Here is a 22,776-nt window from a genome sequence, read left to right as displayed (position 1 = left end):
CCTGTCCCGCCAATCCGGCGGGGCAGGCGCTCCTCCCGCGAGCGAAACCGAGATGCCGCCCAGCGCCCCTCCCGCGCAGCCCGCCAATATCCGCTTCAGGCTGCCGCTCGACTGGCTCGGCGTGGCGCCGTTCCTGCTCTTTGCGCTTCTTTTCCTCATCCTGCCGACGATTAACATCGTGATCGGGGCGTTCCAGAACCCGGCCGGCGAGTTCACGCTCAAGAACGTGCAGGGCCTGTTCACGCCGTCGATCATGGCGGCCTACTGGATCTCCATCCGCATCAGCCTTGCTTCAGCTATCCTCGGCTGCCTCGTCGGCTTCGCCATGGCCGCAGCCGTCGTGCTCGGCGGCCTGCCGCAATGGGTGCGTTCGCCGCTACTGACCTTTTCCGGCGTCGCGTCCAACTTTGCCGGCGTGCCGCTCGCTTTCGCCTTCATCGCCACGCTGGGTCCGATCGGTCTCGTCACGGTCTTCCTGCGCACCGATCTCGGCATCGACCTCAGGGCGATGGGCTTCAACATCCTGTCCTTCTGGGGCCTGACGATCACCTATCTGTTCTTCCAGATCCCGCTGATGATCCTGATTATCACGCCGGCGCTGGACGGGCTGAAGCGAGAGTGGCGCGAGGCGGCAAGCATTCTCGGGGCTACCGGCCGGCATGCTGGACCATGATCGCGCTGCCGATCCTGTTCCCGTCGCTGCTCGGCACGCTGGCGCTGCTCTTCGCCAATGCCTTCGGCGCCGTCGCCACGGCCATCGCGCTCACCGGCTCGTCGCTGTCGATCGTGCCGATCCTGCTCTTCGCGCAGATCCGCGGCGACGTTCTGGGCGATCCGCATCTCGGCTACGCGCTCGCTTTCGGCATGATCGTCGTCACCGGCATTGCCAACACGATCTACATCTGGCTGCGCGCGCGCTCGGAGCGCTGGCTCAAATGAAGAAGTTCTGGGCCTGGGCCGCGCTGATCGCCGGCATCGTCTACTTCATCCTGCCACTGGTCGGCATGACCGAGTTCTCGCTCAAAATGCGCCGCGGTGTCTATTCCTTCGACGCCTATGCGCGCGTGCTGGCCGATCCGCGCTTCCAGGAGACGTTCCTCTATTCGGTGGGCATGGCGGTGGCCACCATCATCTTCGGCGTGCTCCTGATCGTGCCGACCGCCTACTGGGTGCGGCTCAGGCTGCCCGGCCTCAGGCCCTATATCGAGTTCATCACGCTCCTGCCGCTTGTCATCCCGGCCATCGTCATCGTCTTCGGCTATATCCGGCTCTACAATACGTCGAGTTTCCTGCCGCTCACCGGCTCGACGCTCGGCACCAACATCCTCCTGATGTTCGGCTATGCGACGCTGGCGCTGCCGGACATGTATCGCGCGGTCGACACCGGCCTGCGCACCATCGACGTTGCGACGCTGACCGAGGCGGCGCAGTCGCTGGGCGCCGGGTGGGTCACGATCCTCGCCCGTATCATCCTGCCTAACGTGCTGGTGGCCGTATGCTCTCGGGCGCCTTCCTCACCTTCGCGATCGTCATCGGCGAGTTCACGATGGCAGCACTTCTCAACCGTCCAGCCTTCGGCCCGTTCATGCAGCTCCTCGGCGCGAACCGTGCCTATGAGCCCGCCGCGCTCGCCGTCATCGCCTTCGCCATCACGTGGGGCTGCATGGCCCTGATCCAGGTTGTGTCGCGCTTCGCTCCCAAAGCGCCGGCCCAGCCCCACTAACCGGAAGAACCCATGTCGGAACCGTTCCTCTCGATCCAGCATGTGCGGAAGTCCTTCGGGGCGACGACGGTCGTCCAGGACTTCAACCTCGACGTCGACAAGGGCGAGTTCATCTCCTTCCTCGGCCCGTCCGGCTGCGGCAAGACGACGATGCTGCGCATGGTGGCAGGCTTCGAGCAGCCGACCGACGGCCGCATCATCGTCGCCGGCAAGGACGTGACGGGGCTGAAGCCCAACCAGCGCAACATCGGCATGGTGTTCCAGGCCTATGCGCTGTTTCCCAACATGACCGTGGCGCAGAACATCGGCTTCGGGCTCAGGGTGGCCGGCCGGCCGAAGGCGGAGATCGACGCGCGCGTCGCCGAGATGCTGGGCCTCATCAAGCTCGGCGAGTTCGGCGCGCGCTATCCCTACCAGCTTTCCGGCGGCCAGCAGCAGCGCGTGGCGCTGGCGCGTGCGCTCGCCCCCAAGCCGCGCCTGCTTCTCCTCGACGAGCCGCTGTCGGCGCTCGACGCCAAGGTGCGCGTATCGCTGCGCGACGAGATCCGTGCCATCCAGCGCGATCTCGGCATCACCACCATCTTCGTGACGCACGACCAGGAAGAGGCGATGTCGATGTCCGATCGCATTGTCGTCATGAATGCCGGCCGGGCCGACCAGGTCGGCGCGCCGTTCGAGGTCTACAACCGGCCCGCCACGCGCTTCGTCGCCGGCTTCGTCGGCACGCTCAACGTCATCGAGGCGGTGGTCAAGGACGCGGCCTCCGGCGCGGTCGAGGTCGGCGGCGTGCCGGTGGCGCTCGGCCGCGACCTTGGTGGCGAGAAGCCCGGCGACAAGGTGACGCTCGCACTGCGGCCGGAGGCGATCTCGATGGCCAAGGAGGGTGCCCGCGCCGTCGCGATCCCGTGCACCATCACCGCGGTCAACTTCCTCGGCTCGGTCATCCGCATCAATGCGGATGCCGGAAGCAACAAGCTGTCCTTCGACACCTTCAACAACCCCGCCTCCCCACCGCCCGCACCCGGCGACCAGACCACGGTCCATTTCTCGCCGGCGGACCTGTTGGTGCTGGACGCGTAGGCAAGTTCCCTGCGGAACCCGGCAGGGCGCACTCCACCGCCTCTTTCGGGCACCTTCTCGCGGTGAACCGGGAGAAGGGAGAGACAGCGAGAATTTAAGACGCGCCTCCGACCGATGGGCTGAACACCATCAGGCTGAGGATCTCGAACAGAACCTGCGCGCCGGCCTGCGCCGTGTTGCTGGTCGCGTCGTATTGCGGCGCGACCTCCACCACGTCGCCGCCGACGAGGTTCACGCCCTTCAGCCCGCGCAGCAGTTCCAGCACCTCACGCGTCGTCAGCCCGCCGACCTCCGGCGTACCTGTGCCGGGTGCAAACGCCGGGTCGAGGCTGTCGATGTCGAAGGAGAGGTAGGTCGGGCCGTCGCCGACGACCTCGAGCGCCCTGCGGATCGCCGCCGGCACTCCCATCGCCGCGATCTCCTCCGCATGGATCACGCTCATTCCGGACTCGTAGCTGAACTCCCACAGATATTCCGCCGGCCCGCGTATGCCGATCTGGATCGTTCGGGTCGGGTCGAGCACGCCGTCGAGCACTGCATTGCGGAACGGACCGCCGTGATGAAACTTGGTGCCGTCGAACGGCCCGCCCGTGTCGCAATGCGCGTCGATATGGATCATGCCGACCGGACGGTCCCTGCCGACGGCCTTGAGGATCGGGTGGCTGATCGAATGGTCGCCGCCGACCGACAGCGGAATCACGCCGGCGCCGATGATCCTCGCCACGTGCTGCTCGATGTCCTCGTGGCTCTGCTCCAGCTGGTAGCGGCTGCGGAACGGCACGTCGCCGATGTCGGCGACCCGCAGCTCATGAGTGGGGGCGCATTTCAGCACGTGGTTGTAGGGGCCGATCCGCTCGATCGTGCGTAGTGCGCGAGGGCCGAAGCGGGAGCCGTTGCGGTTGGTCACGCCGAGATCCATCGGCACGCCGAGCATCGCCACCTGCAGGTCGCCGAAGTCGGGCGCCTGGGGGGCGAGGGGAAGGTAGGGGGCCGCGAGGAAGGTCGGCACCCCGGCATAGGGTGCCAGTCGCGTGCCGCGGGTGTCGAAGATCTTCTCCGCCACCTTGCGGAAGGCCGGATCGCGGATCTCGCCGCCCTTGTCCGCGCCATATCTGGCGCGCAGTTCGTCCAGCCGTTGCTTGTTCCAGTCCATCGACGAATCGTCCCCGTATGGGGCGCCGCCTCGTCGGCGACGCCGTTCCATCGGAAGGTGATCGATCGTGGAGCCGAATGCAATCGGCGGGAAGCCTCCCGCCGCGATGCCTTCTGGAACTCAGGCGGCCTGAACGCCGAACGGCACCACCACGCCGGCCGGCTTGCGATCGGCGATCAGGCTGCCGGCCTTGAGCAGGGCGGCGAAGCGGCCGTCGCGGGTGGCGAGATCGTCGAACGATCCCTGCTCGACGATACGGCCCTCGTCCATGAAAAGCACGAGATCGGCGTCGCGCACGGTGGAGAGCCGGTGGGCGATGATGAAGGTGGTGCGGTTGTGGCGCAGCTCGTCCACCGCGGCGCGCACCCGTTCCTCGGTCTCGACGTCGAGCGCGCTGGTCGCCTCGTCGAGAACGAGGATCGGCGCGTCCTTGAGGATGGCGCGCGCGATCGCGATGCGCTGGCGCTCGCCGCCCGACAGCTGCCCGCCGCGCTCGCCGACCAGCGTGTCGTAGCCGTCGGTCTTGCCGAGGATGAACTCGTGCGCAGAAGCCGCGCATGCCGCCTCGTGCACGTCGTCGTTCGACGCGTTGGCGCGGCCGACACGGATGTTCTCCTCGATCGACCGGTTGAGCAGGCCCGAATCCTGGAACACCGTCGCGATGGAGCTGCGCAGCGAGGCGCGGGTAACGCGCCGGGTATCGACGCCGTCGATGTAGATCGAGCCCTCCTGCGGATCGTAGACGCGCTGCAGAAGATTGATCAGGGTCGTCTTGCCCGCACCCGTCGGGCCGACGATGGCTACCGTCTTGCCGGGCTCCACGGCGAAGGAGACGTTGGAGACACCGCGGGCTGCGTTCGAGAAGGCGAAGCTGACATTGTCGAAGCGGACATGGCCGGCGACATGGCCGAGCGCGTCGACGCCGTCTGGCTCCTTGCGCATCTCGGTCGCGTCCTCGAGGCGATAGAAGTCCTCCAGCCGCACGCGGCTTTCGAAGATCTGGTTCACGAAGGCCGAGATCTGGTCGAGACGGCTGATCAGCAGCGAGGCGAAGCCGGTGAAGGCGACGATGTCGCCAACGCGGAGCTCGCCCCTGGAGACGAGGAAGGCGCCGATGATCATCACGACCATCATCGAGATGGTCGATGCGACGCGGTGCATGGCCGAGGCCAGCGCCCACCAGTCGAGCACCGGATACTGCGCCTTGATCAGCCGGTCGACGAAGACGCGCAGCGACTGCGTCTCCTGCGAGACGCGGTTGTAGCTCTGCAGCAGCGCGACGTTGCTGACGGAATCGCTGACATGGGCGAACACCTTGTGGTGGTGCGCCTCGACGGCCTTCTGGTTCTGCTCGGTCCGCCGCATCACGAAGCGGCCGATGGCGAAATACATCACGCCGAGCACGATCAGCACCAGCGACAGGCGGTAGTCCACCGCGATCGCCGTCGGGATGAGCAGGATCAGCGAGACCGCCGTCGTCAGGTGCTGGCGCATGAATTCGAGCCAGAGCCCGAACAGCGTATCGACGGCGCGGATCAGCGTGTGCAGCACGTTCGACGTGCCGCGCTCATAGTGCCACGACAGCGGCATGGTCATGACGTTCGAGAAGGAGCGGGTGAGCACCTCGACGCGCATGCGGTGCGCCAGCCGGTCGGCCTGGCGGGCGACAAGGACGAAGGCGACGATGTTGAAGAGGCCGAGGCCCGCCCACAGCATCAGCGTGGGCACCACGTCCTGTTTGCTGGCGATCGCATCGATGATCCGGCCGAAGAGAATCGGCTCGGCGATCATCACCATTGCCAGAATTATGTTGGAGCAGCAGACGAGCAGCACGCTCCTGCCCTTGGGGGCAAGATAGTTTAACGCCCGCCAATAAACTTCCAGCAGTGTCACTCGTTTACTCCACCCGAGGCTTTGTGCATCGCACCATGTAGAGAGGCATGTCGCCAGACAATGGGCCAAACATGGCAGACGTTCCGAAATCGACTACAAATCTCATGCCGCGATTGTAACGCTGCGTGATCACGGGACTGTGAACGCAAATGGTTCGAACCGTTGGCATATCGGGCGTATTGCAGTTGCTTCGCGTGGATATCGACATCCCTTTTTCGTGCGTTCCGGATTTGCCGGACAAGATGCCGCAGACAAACACGGCAACCACACCTCTGAGACAACAGAGCCTGCTGTCCCGAACGCAAGAATGCCCGGCCGCCCCTCGGGTTCCCTCACGTAGCCAATTGAAACAAAGAATGTTCATTTGTGAGGAGCGGCGTATTGCAACGGAACCGTTCACTTTCTAAACGATTTTAGGCGCGCCCGGCCGGCGCTTGTCTGACCTGCCGATGTGACGTTCGCCACCTGGATCTTCGTTTGATGAACGCCTCTGTGAAGTCACTCCGGACCGATCCGGATGTGCATCCCCTGCCGCCGAAAGCAGAACAGCCGATCCGGTATGACTTCTTCCAGGAGGAGCGGCTCGGGCGGCTGGGTGCCGACCTCGCCTCTGGACGCATCCCGAACTTCCCGGGTCTGGGGGAGGGCGACTTCCATGCGCGCATCAAGGAGAACGCTGCCCGCATCCTCGCCGTCTACAACGACACCAACGCCGCGCAGGCGCGGGGCGAGACCATCACGCCGGCGGCGCAGTGGCTGCTCGACAACAACTACCTCGTCGAGGAAAGCATCGTACAGGTCCGCCGCGACCTGCCGAAGCGGTTCTATCGCGAACTGCCGACCGTGAAGTTGCCCAACGGCGCCTCGGTGCCGCGCACGCTCCTGATCGCCTGGGCCTATGTCGGCCACACCGACAGCACGATCTCGCCGGACACGCTGCACGCGCTGGTGAAGGGCTACCAGTCAGTGGAGCCGCTCCGGATCGGCGAGATCTGGGCGCTGCCGTCCTTCGTCCGCTTCGTCCTGGCGGAAAACCTTCGCCGGCTGGCGGTGCGGGTGGACCGCGCGCGGCTGATGCGGCGGACCGCGAACCAGATCGCCGACCAGTTGGCGCAGCAGGCTGACCCGGCGGCGCAGGAAGCGATGCTGAGCGGCTACACCGCCCATGCCAGCGACGCCTCATTTGCCACGCAGCTTCTCTACCGCCTGCGCGATGGCTCGCGCAGCGCCGGCACCGCCCTGCAATGGCTGGAGCGGGAGCTCGAGAAATACGGCTCCGATGCCGAGGAGATCACGCGCACCGAGCACCGGACGCTCGCCAGCGGCAACGTCACCACCGGCAACATCATCCGCGGTTTCCGGACGGTCAACGACGTCGACTGGACCGGCTGGTTCGAGGGCGTCAGCCTGATCGACGCGATGCTGCGCGAGGCGTCGAACTTCTCCGACCTCGACTTCGCCTCGCGCGACCAGTACCGCACCTCAATCGAGGACATGGCGCGCCGCTCGCGCCTCACTGAGCACGACGTGACCGAGAAGGCGCTGCAGATGGCGGCGGCAGCCGGTGGATCGGACGAATCCGATATCGGCTTCTTCCTCGCAGGTCCGCGCCGCGGCGAGCTCGAGCGCGCCATCGGCTACCGGCCCAAGCCGACGGAACGGCTGATGCGAGCGCTGCGTCGCGGCGGCTGGCTATCGATTGCGGCGCCCGTCGCCGTGCTGACCGCGCTGTTCATCCTGACCGCCTGGACCGTGACGCGGGCAGCCGGGCTGTCGAGCGAATGGACGACGTTGCTTCTGGTCCTGTTCGCCTTCCCGGCGATGGAAGGCGCCGTCGCGCTCTTCAATACGCTGATGCTCGTCTTCATGAAGCCGACCCGCCTCGTGGGATATGAATACCGCGACGGCGTTCCAGCCGAGGCGCGCACGCTGGTCGTCGTCCCGGCCCTGATCGGCTCGCGCGGCGATGTGGAGGAACTGATCAACCGCATCGAGGTGCATCACCTCGCCAATATGCGGGGCGAGCTCTACTTCGCGCTGCTGACCGATTGGCCCGACAGCCGCTCCGAGCAGTCGGACCAGGATCTCGAACTGCTCGCCCACGCCCGCGCTGAGATCGCCCAGCTCAACGAACGCTATCCCGAAGGGGTGGCGAAGCGGTTCCACCTGCTGCATCGCCGCCGCCTCTACAACGAGGCGGAAGGGGTTTGGATGGGCTGGGAACGCAAGCGCGGCAAGCTGGACGAACTCAATCTCCTGCTGCGCGGCGACCCGGACACGACTTTCCTGCCGCTCGATCATCCGTTGCCGCCCGACGTCGTCCATGTGCTGACGCTCGACGCGGACACGCGGATGACGCGCGACGCCGCCACGAAGATGGCCGGCAAGCTGGCGCATCCGCTGAACAGGCCCGTCGTCGACGTGGCCCGCCGCAAAGTCGTCCGCGGCTGTGGCATCCTCCAGCCTCGCGTCACGCCCTCACTCACCTCCGGCGAGGAGTCCTCGTTCTTCCAGCGGGTCTTCTCGGCCAACCGGGGCCTCGACCCCTATGTTTTCGCCGTCTCCGACCTCTACCAGGACGTGTTCGGCGAGGGCACGTTCACGGGCAAGGGCCTCTACCACGTTGACGCCATGATCGCGGCGCTCAAGGACCGCATCGCGGAGAACGCGGTGCTGAGCCACGATCTCCTTGAGGGCGCCTTCGCGCGCGCCGCGCTGGCAACGGACGTCGAGGTCGTCGAGGACTATCCGGCGCATTATCCGGTCGATGCGTCGCGGCACCATCGCTGGGCGCGGGGCGACTGGCAGTTGCTGCCGTTCATCTTCGACCTGCGCTCGGGCATCAGCGGCGTCTCGCGCTGGAAGATGATCGACAACCTGCGCCGTACGCTCACGCCGATCTTCTGGATCATGGCCGCGGTGGCGGCGTGGGCGCTGATGCCGTTCACGATCGCCTCGCAGTGGATGGCGCTGCTCGTCGTCGCGCTGTTCATCGGGCCGACCTTTGACATCATCCACGGCCTGACACCGAAGAGCGCGGAGAACACGCTCAGGGGCCATTTCGCCGCCTTCGTGCGCGACTTCGTCTTCGCCTCGGCGCAGGTGGCGCTGAAGATCGTGCTGATTGCGCACTCGGCCTGGATGATGGGCGACGCGATTCTGCGCACGCTTCACCGCATGTTCGTGTCCCGCCGCAATCTGCTCGAATGGCGCACCGCCTCGCAGGTTCAGAAAGCGCAGTCGGAGGGGATCGCGCCCTATTACCGGCTGATGTTCGGATCGGTTGTGATCGGTGTCGCATCGGTGGTGATCGCGGCGTTCGGCGGCACGACCGGCTTCTACCTGGCGCTTGCCTATGCGGTGATCTGGATCGCCGCGCCGGCCATTGCATGGCTGGTCAGCCGTTCGGCTGAGATCGAGGACCAGATCGAGGTCACGCAGTCCGACCGCGAGAAGCTGCGCCGCGTCGCGCGCCGGACATGGCTCTATTTCGAGACCTTCGTCACGGCGGAGCACAATTTCCTGCCGCCGGACAATTTCCAGGAGACGCCGCATCCCGTCGAGGCGCCGCGCACCTCGCCGACGAATATCGGCATGTATCTCCTGTCGACCATCGCCGCGCGCGATTTCGGCTGGATCTCGCTCAACGACGCGACCGACCGCATCGCGGCAACCCTCGATACGGTGGACAAGCTCGATAAGGATCGCGGCCACCTCTACAACTGGTACGCGACACGCGCACCCTCAATCCGCTCTATCCGCGCTACATTTCCAGCGTCGACAGCGGCAATTTCGCCGGCCACCTGATCGCGGTGGCGCGGGCCTTCGAGGAATGGGCGGAGGCGCCGGCCGCCTATCTGCAGGGCGACCTGGAAGGGGTTCTCGACACGACCGGCATGTTCGAGCTGACGCTGTCTGCGCTTCCCGACGACAGGCGCCAGATCCGCCCCGTGCGTCAGCGCCTGGTGGAACGCGTCACCGGCATGCGGCGCGCCGTCGAATCGATCAAGAGCGAACCGGAGACAGCAGCGATCCGCACGCTCAACCTCGCGGTGAACGCCGGCGAGATCCTGAGGCTCGCCCGCGCCCTGCACGAGGAAACCGGCACGGCCGGCTCGGACCTGCTGGTCACCTGGGCGACCAAGCTCCAGGCCGTGTGCGAGGCGCACATCGCCGACGCACATTTCGAGGAGGAGAAGCTCAGCGCGCTGCGTGCCCGGCTGTCGGATATCTCGCGCCGCGCACGCACCATCGCCTTCAAGATGGAGTTCTCCTTCCTGCTGCGGCAGGACCGCAAGCTCCTGTCCATCGGCTACCGGGTCGACGACCGCCAGCTCGACGAGAGCTGCTACGATCTGCTTGCCTCGGAAGCCCGGCTCGCCAGCCTTTTCGCGATCGCCAAGGGCGATGTGCCGACCGAGCACTGGTTCAGGCTCGGCCGGCCGATCGTCGAGATCGGCTTCAGGGGAGCGCTGATCTCCTGGTCGGGATCGATGTTCGAATATCTGATGCCGCCGCTTGTGATGAACGAGCCGCCGGGCAGCATCCTCGAACAGACGAGCCGCCAGGTCATCAAGCGCCAGATCGCCTACGGCCGTTCCAAGGGCATCCCGTGGGGCGTCTCGGAAGCCGCCTACAACGCCCGCGACCGCGAGATGACCTACCAGTACACCAATTTCGGCGTGCCGGGCCTCGGGCTGAAGCGCGGCCTTGGGCAGAACGTCGTCATCGCGCCTTATGCGACGGTGCTGGCGAGCCAGTTCATGCCGCATGTGGCCGTCGACAATCTCGACCGGCTGGCCTCCATCGGTGCCGTCGGCCGCTACGGTTTCTACGATGCCGTCGACTTCACGCCGACCCGCGTGCCGGAAGGGCATGAATGCGCTGTGGTGCGCAACTACTACGCCCACCATCAGGGCATGTGCATCGTCGCCATCTCCAACGTGATCCACGAGGGCCGGATGCGCGAGCGCTTCCACGCCGATCCGGTGATCGAGGCGGCCGAGCTGCTGCTGCAGGAAAAGGCGCCGCGCGACATCCCGATCACGACGGTGCGGAGCGAGGCGCCGGATCGCAGCAAGCTCGATCAGGTCGACGAGACGCCCGACATCCGCAAGATCGCGGACCCGATCCGTGCGCCGAAGGCGACCAACGTCCTGTCGAACGGCACCTATTCGCTGATGCTGTCGTCGACCGGTGCCGGCTATGCGCGGCTCGGCGACCTGTCGATCACGCGCTGGCAGCCGGACCCGGTGGAGGACCGCACGGGCTCCTTCATCTTCCTGCGCGACGTGGAGAGCGGGGAGTGGTGGTCCGCGACCGGCGAGCCGAAGGCCGCGGCCGAAGAAACCAGCGAGGTCATCTTCTCGGACGACAAGTCGACCTTCCTCAAGACGGTCGGCACTCTGCGCAGCGAGTTAGAGTGCATCGTCGCCACCGAGGCGGACGGCGAGGGCAGGCAGGTCACCATCTTCAACCATTCGGGCAGCGAGCGCGTCATCGAGGTCACCTCCTTCGCGGAACTGGCGCTGGCCCCGGAGGCGAGCGACAGTGCACACCCGGCCTTCTCCAAGATGTTCGTGAAGACGGAGATCGATTCCGCGCGCGGCGTGATTTTTGCGGAGCGCCGCAAGCGCGCACCCTCAGACAAGAGCATCGCGGCGGCGCATTTCCTGACCATCGGCGCCAGCCACACCGGCGAGACCGAGGCGGAGACGGACCGGCGCGCCTTCATCGGCCGCGGCCGCGACATCCGCAATCCGGCCGCGTTCGACGACGGCGCGCGGCTCGGCGGCGGGCAGGGCTTCGTGCTCGACCCGATCTTCTCGCTGCGGCGCAGGATTCGCATCCCCGCCCACAAGAAGGTGAGCGTCACGTTCTGGACCATCGCCGCGGCCGACAGGGCGCAGCTCGAGGAGGCGATCGGCCGGATCGACCATCCGGAGAGCTTTGCACGCCAGTCGATGCACGCCTGGACGCGCTCGCAGGTGCAGACGCGCCATGTCGGCTTCAGCCTGGCCGAGGCGGCCAATGTGCAGAAGCTGGCGCGCTACCTGCTTTATCCGCATCCCGCGCTTCGCGCAGCACCGGAGACGATCGCCACCGGCATGGGATCGCAGGCGGCGCTCTGGCCGATGAGCATCTCGGGCGACTTCCCGATCTTCGCGCTCCGCATCGCCGACGTCGCCGACATCGAGATCGTCGCCAAGGCGCTGCGGGTGCAGGAATATCTGCGCGCGCGAGGCCTGCTCGTCGACCTCGTCGTCGTCAACGAGCAGTCGTCTTCCTACGTGCAGGACCTGCAGAACGCCATCGACTGGCTGTGCGAGAATGCGCGCCATCGCGGCAACGAGTTCGGGCCGCGCCAGCACATCTTCGCAGTGCGACGAGACCTCATGGACGAACGGTCCTACCGCACGCTGATCGCCTCCGCCCTCATCGTGCTGCACACCCGCAACGGCAAGATCGAGGACCAGATCGACCGCGCAGAGGCGGAACAGCTGGCCGCGCCGCAGCCGCCCGTTTCGCCGGATCCGCGTGTGGGAAGCGCAGACACGCGGGCGCCGGCGGTGACCAGCGACGGGCTCGAGTTCTGGAACGGCTATGGCGGGTTCGCCGATGGCGGGCGCAGCTATGTGGTGCGGCTGGCCGCCGCCCGCGCCACGCCGCAGCCCTGGATCAACGTCATCGCCAATCCGGGCTTCGGCTTCCACGTCTCGGCAGAGGGCTCGACCTTCACCTGGAGCCGCAACAGCCGCGACTTCCAGCTGACGCCTTGGACCAACGATCCGGTGACGAACCGGCCGGGCGAAGGCCTCTACATCCGCGACCTGGATGGCGGGTCGGTGCTGTCGCCCTTCGCCTCTCTCGCGCCGGCTGCCGGCGCGCGCTACGAGGCGCGACACGGGCAAGGCGTCAGTGTCTTCACGGCCAGGACCGACGAACTGTCGGTGCGCGCCGAGATGGTGGTCGATCCGGCCGAGCCCGTGAAGGTGACGCGGCTGCGCGTCACCAACCGGGGGGACGCAACGAAGCGGCTGCGGGTCTACGGCTATGCCGAATGGGTGCTGGGCACCAGCCGGAGCCGCACTGCGCCGATGATCGTGCCCTCGCACGACGCCGAGACAGGCGCGCTTCTCGCGCGCAACGCCTACAGCCTCGACTATGGCGACCGGGTCGCGTTCCTGGCGTCGGACGTCGCGCCGTCGCACCGCACCTCCGACCGGCTCGAATTCCTCGGCCAGGCCGGATCGGTGACGCAGCCGGCGGCCGTCGCCTCGGGCAGCGCGCTGTCCGGCAAGGTGGAGCCGGGCTTCGACGGTTGCGCGGCGCTGGCGCGCGATATCGAGCTCGCACCCGGCATGTCTTTCGACATGCTGTGGCTGATGGGCGATGCGACGTCGAACGAGGAGGCTGTAAGCCTGGTGAAGCGTCACCGGGCACTCAGCTTCGACCAGCGCCTCGCCGAGAACGAGGCGAGCTGGCGCGGCTTCCTCGACACGGTCCAGGTCGAGACGCCCGATCCGGCGCTCGACGCGATGGTCAACCACTGGCTGCCCTACCAGGCGCTCGCCTGCCGCATCCGCGCGCGGGCCGGCTTCTATCAGGCCAGCGGTGCGTTCGGCTTCCGCGACCAGCTGCAGGACACGATGGCGCTGCTGCTGCACGATCCGGAACTGGCACGGGCGCAGATCCTGAATGCGGCCTCGCGGCAGTTCCCGGACGGCGACGTGCAGCACTGGTGGCTGCCGCGCACCGGAGCCGGCGTGCGCACGATGATCTCGGACGACGTCGTGTGGATCGGCTATGCGGCTTCACATTTCATCAAGGTGACGGGCGACGCCTCGATTCTTGACCAGGAACTGCCTTTCATCCTCGGCGATCCGCTGAAGCCCGGCGAGCACGATTCTTTCTTCACGCCGGAAGTGTCGAAGGAGAAGGCGAGCGTCTATGAGCACGCGGCGCGGGCGCTGGATCTGGCGATCGTGCGCACGGCGGAGACCGGCCTGCCGCTGATCCTCGGCGGCGACTGGAACGACGGCATGAACCGGGTGGGCGAGGCTGGCCGTGGCGACAGCGTCTGGCTCGGCTGGTTCCTGCTCAAGACGCTCAACGACTTCGCGCCGTTCGCGCAGAAGCGAGGCGATGCCGCGCGGGCCGATAAGTGGCTTGCCCATGCCGCGCGGCTCAAGCAGGCGCTCGAAGGCTCCGGCTGGGACGGCGATTGGTACCGCCGCGGCTCCTTCGACGACGGCACTCCGCTTGGCTCGCATCTCGCGGACGAATGCCAGATCGATTCCATCGCCCAGTCGTGGAGCGTGCTCTCCGGCGAGGGCGACACGGAACGGGCGCGCCTTGCGATGACGTCGGCGCGGGAGCGGCTGGTCGAGCCCGACATCGGGATCATCCGCCTGTTCAAGCCGCCCTTCGACAAGACCGACAAGGAGCCCGGCTACATCAAGGCCTATCCGCCGGGCGTGCGCGAGAACGGCGGGCAGTATACGCATGCGGCCGCCTGGTTCGTGCTGGCGCTGGCGGAGCTCGGCCTCGGCGACGAGGCACATGACGGCTTCCGCATGCTCAACCCGGTCAACCATGCGCTCGACGCCGATGCGGCCGAACGCTACCGGGTCGAACCCTATGTGGTGGCGGCGGACATCTACTCGGAAGGTCCTCTTGCCGGCCGGGGAGGCTGGACCTGGTATACGGGTTCCGCCGGATGGCTCTACCGCACGGCGGTGGAGGGCATCCTGGGGCTGAAGCGGGAAGGCGACAGGCTCATCGTGAAGCCGTCGCTGCCGTCCGGCTGGGATGGATTTGCCGCAACGCTTAAGCTCGACGGCAGGACGATCCGCATCCGCGTCGCGGTCGAGGGGGAAGCGGGAATCTCGGTGAACGGACGGGAGAGTGACCATATTCCGCTGACTGAGGATGCGGAGGTGGTGGTGAAGGTTGCCCGGCCGCGCTGAGGCGCGGCCGGCTTCTCGCTGTGTTCCTGGGCCGCCGCGGTCGCGGTGAAGAGCCTTTAACGTTAATGTAAAATTAGAAGGTCTCGTCGTATTTGACACATGCGAAGCTCTGGCCGGGTGAATTTTCAATCGGGCAGAGGAGTTTCGCGACGCACGTCCCGCACAGCCGGGGCGGTCGCGTGAACAAGGTGTCGGACGAGGAGCCGTTGGCTCCGGCAGCATGATGCGCTTCCGATGCCCGGGCTCCTGCAAGAGGGCCATGTTGCCTAGCTTGAAAGCGTCCAACGAGGCGCCGCCTGGGGGCTGCCATTGCCGGCCCGCCAAACGGACAACCTGTCAGTAGGCGCGGCAAATGCCTCCGGCTGCGTGGACCCTCGTCGAGATCTCCCCCAGCCGCGTGGTGAAGCCATCATACCGGTAACGCGTATCTCTGGGGGCGCCGCTCATGACTTCCATCGTTTCTTCGCTGACCGTCAATCAGATCCGGTCGATGTCCGCGACGACCATCGCCAATCTGACCACCGAGGACATCGGGGCCCTCTCAACCGCCCAGGTCAACGCGCTCTCCGCGACGCAGATCGCAGCGATGGAGCAGGAGGATTTCGAGGCGCTGAGCGCGGACCAGTTCGGCGCGATCTCCGCCAACGGCATGAGGGGCCTTACCCTCGATCAGCTCGGCGCGCTGGACAGCACGAAGATCGAGAGCCTCAGCAAGACCCAGGTGTCCGCCTTGACCGCGACGCAGATCGGGGCGCTGACGACCGACCAGATCGAGGCTCTGACCGTCGATCAGGTCGGCGGGTTCAGTTCGACGCAGCTCGCCGCGCTCGGCGCCGACGACATCGCTGAGTTCTCGGCCGAAGAGATCGCCGCCTTCAGCACCAAGGCGATCTCCGGCCTGTCCACCGCCGCCGTCGCAGCGCTGAGCGAGGATCAGGTCGGCGCGCTGACCACCGGTCAGATCGCCGCGATGAAGCCGGCGCAGATCTCCGCGCTGACCACGGACCAGATCGGAGCGATGAGCGAGGAGCAGGTCGGCGCCATCAACACCAAGGCCATCATCGGCTTGAGCGCCACCCAGATCGGCGCGCTCAGCACCGACCAGGTGGGCGCGTTGACGACGGCGCAGGTCGGCGTCCTGAGCGCGGCGCAGCTGGGCGGGCTGGGCGCTGACGACGTCGCCGAGCTGTCGACCGACGCGATCGTCGCCATTAGCACCAAGTCGATTTCGGGCCTGAAGAACGAAGCGGTCGCAGCGCTCAGCACCGACCAACTCGGCGCGCTGACGACCGGCCAGATCGGCATGATGAAAGGCACGCAGATCGCTGCGCTGACCACGGACCAGATCGGCGATCTGAGCACCGCGCAGGTGGGCGCATTCACCGCCGCCCAGGTCGCGTCGCTGACCACCGACCAGGTCGGTGCGCTCAGCGAAGAGCAGGTTGGCGCTATCAGCACCAAGGCCGTCCTTGGCCTGACCGCGACGCAGGTGGGCGCCCTGAGCACCGATCAGGTGGGCGCGTTGACGACGGTGCAGGTCGGTGCGTTCAGCGCGCTGCAGCTCGGCGCACTTGGCGCTGACGACGTCGCTGAACTCTCGACCGACGCGATCGCTGCCATAAGCACCAAGGCTATTTCCGGCCTGTCGAATGACGCCGTCGCAGCGCTCAGCACCGACCAGCTCGGCGCGATGACGACCGGCCAGATCGGTATGATGAAGGGCACGCAGATTGCGGCACTGACGACGGACCAGATCGGCGACCTATCGACCGACCAGATCGGCGCGCTGACGGCGACGCAGGTCTCTGCCCTGACCAACGACCAGATCGGCGCGCTGAGCGAGGAGCAGGTGGGCGCGATCAGCACCAAGGCGATCCTCGGCCTGACCTCGGCCAAGGTCGCTCTCCTCTCGACGGATCAGGTCGCAGCCCTGACGACCGCACAGGTCGGCGCGATGACCGGCGCGCAGCTGGGCGGTCTCGGCGCTGACGACATCGCCGAACTGTCGACCGATGCGATCGCCGCGATCAGCACGAAGTCCATCTCCGGCCTGACCAATGATGCGGTCGCAGCGCTGAGCGAGGACCAGGTCGGCGCATTGACCACGGGCCAGATCGCCGCGATGAAGCCGGCGCAGATTTCCGCGCTGACCACGGACCAGATCGGCTATCTCTCGACCGATCAGGTCGCTGCACTGACCGCCACGCAGGTCGCGGCTTTGACCACGGATCAGATCGGCGCCATGAGCGAGGAGCAGATCGGCGCGATCAATTCGAAGTCGATCCTCGGCATGACCGCCACGCAGGTGGGCGCGCTGAGCACGGACCAGGTCGCGGCCCTGACCACGGCGCAAGTCGGCGCTTTGAGCGCGACGCAGTTAGGAGCGCTGGGCGCTGACGACGTCGCCGAGCTCTCGACCGACGTGATCGCCGCGATCAGCACGAAGTCCATCTCCGGTCTCTCCGCTGACGCGGTCGCAGCACTTAGCACCGACCAGCTCGGTGCGCTCTCGACCGGCCAGATCGCGATGATGAAGGGCACCCAGATCGCGGCTCTGACGACGGACCAGATCGGCGATCTCTCGACCGACCAGGTCGGTGCGCTGACTGCGACGCAGGTCGCCTCGCTGACCACCGACCAGATCGGCGCGCTGAGCGAGGAGCAGGTTGGCGCGATCAATTCGAAATCGATCATCGGCATGACCGCTACGCAGGTGGGGGCGCTGAGCACCGACCAGGTGGGCGCGTTTACGACGGCGCAGGTCGGCGTGCTGAGCGCGGTGCAGCTCGGCGCGCTCGGCGCTGACGATGTCGCCGAACTGTCGACCGATGCGATCGCCGCGATCAGCACCAAGTCGATCTCCGGCCTGTCGAACGATGCCGTCGCGGCCCTGAGCGAGGATCAGGTCGGGGCACTGACGACTGGCCAGATCGGCATGATGAAGCCGGCGCAGATCGCCGCGCTGACCACCGATCAGATCGGCTATCTCTCGACGGACCAGGTCGGTGCGTTGACCGCGACCCAGGTGGCGTCGCTTACGACGGACCAGATCGGTGCGCTGAGCGAGGAGCAGGTCGGCGCCATCAGCACCAAGGCCATTCTCGGCCTGACTGCCACCCAGGTCGGGGCATTGAGCACCGACCAGGTCGGGGCGCTGACGACTGCACAGGTCGGCGCACTGAGCGCGACGCAGCTTGGGGCACTGGGCGCTGACGATGTCGCCGAACTGTCGACCGATGCGATTGCCGCGATCAGCACGAAATCCATCTCCGGCCTGTCGAACGATGCCGTCGCGGCCTTGAGCACCGACCAGGTCGGCGCTCTGACGACTGGCCAGATCGGCATGATGAAGGGCTCGCAGATCGCGGCTCTGACGGTCGATCAGATCGGCGATCTCTCGGCCGAGCAGGCCGGGGCGCTGACGGCGATCCAGGCGGCTTCGCTGACCGCCGACCAGATCGGCGCGCTGAGCGAGGAGCAGGTCGGCGCGATCAGCACCAAGGCGATCATCGGGCTGAGCGCCACGCAAGTGGGGACGTTGAGCACGGATCAGGTCGGGGCGCTGACGACGGCGCAGGTCGGTGCGCTGAGCGCGACGCAGGTCGGGGCGCTCGGCGCCGACGACATCGCTGAGCTGTCGACCGATGCGATTGCCGCCATCAGCACGAAGGCCATTTCGGGCCTGTCGAACGATGCCGTTGCGGCCTTGACCACGGACCAACTCGCGGCCGTGACGACCTCGCAGATCGCGTTGATGAAGCCGACGCAGATCGCAGCGCTGACCACTGACCAGATCGGCGGTCTCTCGACCGACCAGGTCGGCGCGCTCACTGCGGCTCAGGTCGCCTCGCTGACGACGGACCAGATCGGCGCCCTGACCGAGGATCAGGTCGGCGCGCTGAGCGTCAAGGCGGCGGTCGGCCTGACCGCGTCGCAGATCACGGCGATGACCGCCGACCAGATCGAGGCGTTCTCCGAGGCCCAGACCGCGGTGCTAGGCTCCGGGCAGATCGCGGCCATGGAGACCGAGGATTTTGAGCGCTTCTCGACCGGTGACATTGCCGCCATCAACACGGGCGCCATCTCCGGCCTCGCCGTGGAGGACATCGACGCCCTCGACGCCGACCAGGTCCAGGCGCTGACGACCGCCCAGATCCAGGTGATGAACTCCGATCAGGTCGCGGCCGTCATCGCCGCCTATCAGGAAATCTGACCGGGGCGGCCTCGCGCCGCGTTCCGATCTTCCGACCGGCTGCCCGATAATCCGGGCGGCCGGTCAGCCGTTTTCGATCGTCAGTTCGATACGATCCGCCGAAAAGCGCGTCCGGGAATATTGGATCGGCCTGCCGGCGGGATCGACATTGACGCTCTCTGTCGCCAGCACGATGGCGCCGGGCGCAAGCTTCAGCCGCGCCAGATCGTCGTCGCCGGCATGGGTGGCGGTGAGCACCGTCGAGCGGCGAGTGTAGTCCGCGACGCCGAGCGAGGCGAGCGCCGCGGTGATCGAGCCCGTGCGCCGGAACGCATCGGCGATCCCTCCCAGCCTGTCCGCCGGAAACCAGCTCTCGGCCGTCGACACCGGCTCGCCGTCGGCAAGGCCTACCGTCCTCAGCCAGACCGCGGGCGCTTCCGGCGCCATGTCGAGCGCCTCCGCGACGCGGACATTGGCCGGAACGATGGCGGAGTCCACCAGCGCCGTCTGGAGCGTCGAGGCCTGGCCCTCGAGGCCGGCGGAGAAGCGCGTGCGCCGGCCGATCGGATAAGCGAGGCGGGGACGACTGCGGAAGAAGGTGCCTCGACCCTGCTCGGTGCGCAGCACACCTTCCTGCACGAGATGCGAGATGGCGCTGCGGACCGTGTGGCGGTTCACGCCGAATTCTTCGGCCAGCTTGAACTCCGGCGGCAGGCGGCCCTCCGCATCGAGTTGCCCGTCCGTCTCCAGGCGGCGGATCCGGTCGGAGATCTGGCGCCAGAGCGACACGCCGCTGTTGCGGCGGATCGAGCTGTCGGCGGAGGTTTCTGCAACGGTCGCTGTCATCAGATCGTCATGCGAGAGGTCTAATCGAAGCCATCATATAGTTGTCTATAACACTAGACAAGTCGAGTTGCGGCATGCACATCCAGACGGGCGCGAGGCCCGAAAGCGAATTGCGGCGGGAGATGATGGCGGTGCTCGCCCATGCCCCGGCGGCGCGGCTGTCGGACCTCTGGACAGCCGCTGCTTTCGACATCATGGCCGAACCTGTGCGCGGGCCGGAGACCGGCCTCGTCACGGTGCGGGGCCGGATGGGCGGCGGTGGCGCGCCGTTCAACGCCGGCGAGGCGACGGTCACGCGCGCAACCGTTCGGCTCGCAGGCGGCGAGGTCGGCCATTCCTATGCACTCGGCCGCGACGCGGACAAGGCCCGGATCGCCGCGACGATCGATGCGCTCTGGCAGAAGCCGGAACTGCGGTCGCGCCTGGAGGAGCTGATCCTCTCGCCGCTGCGGCAGGAGCACGATGCCCATGCCGCGCGCCGGGCGGCCGAGGTCGCCGCCACGAAGGTCGACTTCTTCACCATGGTGAGAGGAGAGGACTGATGCCGACGACGGCCGTAATCCAGGGCGGCTTCCGGGCTCCTGTCTTCGACGCGCAATCGGTGTTCCGCGCGGTGATGGATGCGATGGCGCGGCCGGGCAGCCACCGTTCCGTCTCTGCCGTGACCTTACCTCCCGCACCCATGTCGCCGCTCGCCGGAGCGGTCGCGCTGGCACTCTGCGACCACGACACGCCGGTCTGGCTCGACCGGCAGCTGTCGAACGTCGACGTGCGCAACTGGCTCGGTTTCCACAGCGGCGCGCCGGTGACGTCGATCGCGACCGAGGCGCATTTCGCCTTCGCGGCCGCGCCGGACGAGCTGGTCGCGCTGGAGAGTTTCGCGCAGGGCTCGCAGGACTACCCCGACCGGTCGACCACGATCGTGCTGCAGGTGGAGAGCTTCGACGCAGGCCCGCCGCTGGTGCTCGCGGGGCCGGGAATCCAGAGAACCGCAACCGTGGCGCCGACGCCCATGCCGCGCCATTTCACCGCGCAGTGGCGGCAGAACGGCGCGCGGTTTCCGCGCGGCGTCGACCTGATCCTGGTGTCGCGCGACGAGATCGTCTGCCTGCCGCGCACGACGCGGATCGGCGACGGACAGGCGGGAGGCTGAGCCATGTATGTCGCGGTGAAAGGCGGCGAGGCCGCCATCCGAAATGCCCATTCGCTGCTGGCCGACCGCAGGCGCGGCGACCGCGCGGTGCCGGCGCTGCGGCTCGACCAGATCGTCGAGCAACTGGCGCTCGGGGTCGACCGCGTAATGGCCGAGGGCTCGCTCTACGACCGCGAACTCGCCGCGCTGGCGATGAAGCAGGCGCGTGGCGACATGATCGAGGCGATCTTCCTCGTGCGCGCCTATCGCACGACGCTGCCGTGCTTCGGCTACACGCGGCCTCTCGACACGGCGGCCATGAAGGTCGAGCGGCGCGTCTCGGCGACCTACAAGGATCTGCCGGGCGGGCAGCTTCTCGGGCCGACCTTCGACTACACGCATCGCCTGCTCGACCCGGCACTGGCAGGTGATGCACCGGCTGAGGAGCCCACGCAACGCGAGCCGGATACTGCGCCGATGCCGCGTGTTTCGGACCTGCTGGGCGAGGAGGGGCTGATCGAGGCCGATGGCGCGGTGCCGGCGGGCATGCCGGTCGCCGACATCACGCGCGAGCCGCTCGAATTCCCGCTTGAGCGCGACGCCCGCCTGCAGGCGCTGGCGCGCGGCGACGAGGGCTTTCTGCTCGCACTCGCCTACTCCACCCAGCGCGGCTATGCGCGCACCCACCCCTTCGTTGGCGAGATCAGGATCGGCGAGGCCGAGCTGGAGCTCGACGTGCCGGAACTGGACTTTCCCGTCCCGCTCGGTTCGATCCGCGTGACCGAGTGCCAGATGGTCAATCAGTTCAAGGGCTCGGCCAAGGCGCCGCCGCAGTTCACGCGCGGTTACGGGCTGGTGTTCGGCCAGTCGGAGCGCAAGGCAATGGCAATGGCGCTGTGCGACCGGGCGCTGCGCGCCGCGGAGTTCGGCGAGGACCTCGTCGCGCCGGCACAGGACGAGGAGTTCGTCATCTCGCATTCGGACAATGTCCAGGCGACCGGCTTCGTCGAGCACCTGAAGCTGCCGCACTATGTCGACTTCCAGGCGGAACTCGACCTCGTAAGGCGCATGCGGGCGGAATTCGAAGCGGGGCAGCTCGAGGACGATCGCCGGGAGGCCGCGGAATGAAAATCCTAGGCGGCGCCCCTGACCGATACGATGATATCCTTCCCCAGAACGGCAAGCGCTTCCTGCAGGAGGGGCAGCTTGGTCGGGTGATCGGGATCGAGGATGCGACGGGCCTCGGTCTCGACTCGTCCCAGTCGGCGGGCAAGTTCCGACTTCGTCAGCCCGCTTTCGTTGAATGCCTCGACGACCGCGAGTTTGAGAGCGGTGGTCGGATCGACGGCGATGTCGATCAATCCGGGCTTCGTGGAGCGCGTCGATGGCAGCGAACGGTCCATCGTCAGCACGCCGCGCAACGCCAGGCCAAGCGCTTCGACTGCGTTCGAACGGGCCTCGGCCAGGGTTTCGCCAGCGGTTATCGCTTCCGGCACGTCCGGAAACGTCACCAGATAGCCACCGTCGGGATCGGCTTCGATCAAGGCAGGGAAGACATATTCCATCATCGCTCTATGCTCCTATTCGTCAATCCCGAGCTGCTTCTTGATCCTGGCGACCATCAGCTTGGACAGGTCGCCGGACTGGACGGTCGTCAGGCGGTCGCCAAATCTGACGCGGTAATGCGATCCCTTGCCCTTGTCGGTGAAGACCTCGAAAGTTCTTCCCTGCTTTCGCGCCAGGGCGCGCAGCTCTCGAAGAAGCGCTTCCCTCTTCATTCACGGATCC

General features: G+C 66.9%; 10 protein-coding genes and 3 pseudogenes. 8 read left to right on the top strand and 5 right to left on the bottom strand.

All coding sequences use genetic code 11. The annotated features are described in order from the left end of the window. Positions 1-52: 52 nt before the first annotated feature. From LRS09_RS04420 to LRS09_RS04410, 3 genes and pseudogenes are all read left to right on the top strand, one after another. Positions 53-939 (top strand): annotated as a pseudogene (locus LRS09_RS04420) (ABC transporter permease). Beyond that, a pseudogene (locus LRS09_RS04415) lies at positions 936-1,723 on the top strand (ABC transporter permease). The pseudogenes LRS09_RS04420 and LRS09_RS04415 overlap by 4 nt, the downstream one beginning before the upstream one ends. Positions 1,724-1,735: 12 nt before the next feature. Beyond that, the gene (locus tag LRS09_RS04410; protein WP_257804492.1) at positions 1,736-2,803 is read left to right on the top strand and encodes an ABC transporter ATP-binding protein; all 1,068 of its coding nucleotides are present in this window, start codon (positions 1,736-1,738) and stop codon (positions 2,801-2,803) included. Between the two features lie 94 nt (positions 2,804-2,897). Here the strand turns inward: LRS09_RS04410 and speB are convergent, their stop codons facing one another. Both speB and LRS09_RS04400 read right to left on the bottom strand, forming a co-directional pair. Then, positions 2,898-3,956 carry an agmatinase gene (gene speB / locus LRS09_RS04405; RefSeq protein ID WP_257804491.1) on the bottom strand — a complete coding sequence of 353 codons (1,059 nt, stop codon included), beginning with the start codon at positions 3,954-3,956 and terminating at the stop codon, positions 2,898-2,900. 120 nt (positions 3,957-4,076) lie between these two features. Further along, complete coding sequence (locus LRS09_RS04400; protein ID WP_257804490.1) at positions 4,077-5,849, bottom strand: glucan ABC transporter ATP-binding protein/ permease; 1,773 nt, start codon at positions 5,847-5,849, stop codon at positions 4,077-4,079. A gap of 480 nt (positions 5,850-6,329) precedes the next feature. Between LRS09_RS04400 and LRS09_RS30180 the strand changes: the two are divergent. Together LRS09_RS30180 and LRS09_RS04390 are read left to right on the top strand one after the other, a co-directional pair. After that, a pseudogene (locus LRS09_RS30180) lies at positions 6,330-14,818 on the top strand (GH36-type glycosyl hydrolase domain-containing protein). Positions 14,819-15,263: 445 nt separating this feature from the next. Continuing rightward, positions 15,264-19,031 (top strand): S-layer family protein, encoded by a 3,768-nt coding sequence (locus LRS09_RS04390; RefSeq protein WP_257804489.1) that lies wholly within the window; start codon positions 15,264-15,266, stop codon positions 19,029-19,031. Between the two features lie 63 nt (positions 19,032-19,094). On the opposite strand, the gene phnF is transcribed toward LRS09_RS04390, so the two are convergent. After that, complete coding sequence (phnF, locus tag LRS09_RS04385; protein WP_257804487.1) at positions 19,095-19,856, bottom strand: phosphonate metabolism transcriptional regulator PhnF; 762 nt, start codon at positions 19,854-19,856, stop codon at positions 19,095-19,097. A gap of 74 nt (positions 19,857-19,930) precedes the next feature. On the opposite strand from phnF, the gene phnG reads away from it, so the two are divergent. From phnG to LRS09_RS04370, 3 genes are read left to right on the top strand one after another with little or no spacing between them, the layout of a single operon-like run. After that, positions 19,931-20,398 carry a phosphonate C-P lyase system protein PhnG gene (gene phnG / locus LRS09_RS04380; RefSeq protein ID WP_257804486.1) on the top strand — a complete coding sequence of 156 codons (468 nt, stop codon included), beginning with the start codon at positions 19,931-19,933 and terminating at the stop codon, positions 20,396-20,398. Continuing rightward, positions 20,398-21,009, top strand: coding sequence for a phosphonate C-P lyase system protein PhnH (gene phnH, locus LRS09_RS04375; protein WP_257804484.1), 612 nt, complete (start codon positions 20,398-20,400; stop codon positions 21,007-21,009). The genes phnG and phnH overlap by 1 nt, the downstream gene beginning before the upstream one ends. 3 nt (positions 21,010-21,012) lie before the next feature. Further along, the gene (locus LRS09_RS04370) at positions 21,013-22,116 is read left to right on the top strand and encodes a carbon-phosphorus lyase complex subunit PhnI (RefSeq protein WP_257804482.1); all 1,104 of its coding nucleotides are present in this window, start codon (positions 21,013-21,015) and stop codon (positions 22,114-22,116) included. Positions 22,117-22,121: 5 nt separating this feature from the next. Here the strand turns inward: LRS09_RS04370 and LRS09_RS04365 are convergent, their stop codons facing one another. Next, positions 22,122-22,553, bottom strand: a complete 432-nt coding sequence (locus LRS09_RS04365; RefSeq protein WP_257810118.1) for a type II toxin-antitoxin system HicB family antitoxin — start codon at positions 22,551-22,553, stop codon at positions 22,122-22,124. Positions 22,554-22,568: 15 nt separating this feature from the next. Beyond that, complete coding sequence (locus LRS09_RS04360; protein ID WP_257804480.1) at positions 22,569-22,766, bottom strand: hypothetical protein; 198 nt, start codon at positions 22,764-22,766, stop codon at positions 22,569-22,571. Positions 22,767-22,776 lie beyond the last annotated feature (10 nt).

Origin of the sequence: Mesorhizobium sp. J428, assembly GCF_024699925.1 — a bacterium.
In the GTDB taxonomy this organism is placed as follows: Bacteria; Pseudomonadota; Alphaproteobacteria; order Rhizobiales; family Rhizobiaceae; genus Mesorhizobium_A.
The sequence above is the reverse complement of the archived record's forward strand: the minus strand, read 5'-3'. Positions and strand labels throughout refer to the sequence as shown.

What these genes read in the sequence shown, in the direction of transcription:
- phnH (WP_257804484.1), top strand. Translation starts at nt 20,398, where the DNA reads ATGCCGACGACGGCCGTAATCCAGGGCGGCTTCCGGGCTCCTGTCTTC.
- LRS09_RS04390 (WP_257804489.1), top strand. Translation starts at nt 15,264, where the DNA reads ATGACTTCCATCGTTTCTTCGCTGACCGTCAATCAGATCCGGTCGATG.
- speB (WP_257804491.1), bottom strand. Translation starts at nt 3,956, where the DNA reads ATGGACTGGAACAAGCAACGGCTGGACGAACTGCGCGCCAGATATGGC.
- LRS09_RS04410 (WP_257804492.1), top strand. Translation starts at nt 1,736, where the DNA reads ATGTCGGAACCGTTCCTCTCGATCCAGCATGTGCGGAAGTCCTTCGGG.
- LRS09_RS04365 (WP_257810118.1), bottom strand. Translation starts at nt 22,553, where the DNA reads ATGGAATATGTCTTCCCTGCCTTGATCGAAGCCGATCCCGACGGTGGC.
- phnF (WP_257804487.1), bottom strand. Translation starts at nt 19,856, where the DNA reads ATGACAGCGACCGTTGCAGAAACCTCCGCCGACAGCTCGATCCGCCGC.
- phnG (WP_257804486.1), top strand. Translation starts at nt 19,931, where the DNA reads ATGCACATCCAGACGGGCGCGAGGCCCGAAAGCGAATTGCGGCGGGAG.
- LRS09_RS04360 (WP_257804480.1), bottom strand. Translation starts at nt 22,766, where the DNA reads ATGAAGAGGGAAGCGCTTCTTCGAGAGCTGCGCGCCCTGGCGCGAAAG.
- LRS09_RS04370 (WP_257804482.1), top strand. Translation starts at nt 21,013, where the DNA reads ATGTATGTCGCGGTGAAAGGCGGCGAGGCCGCCATCCGAAATGCCCAT.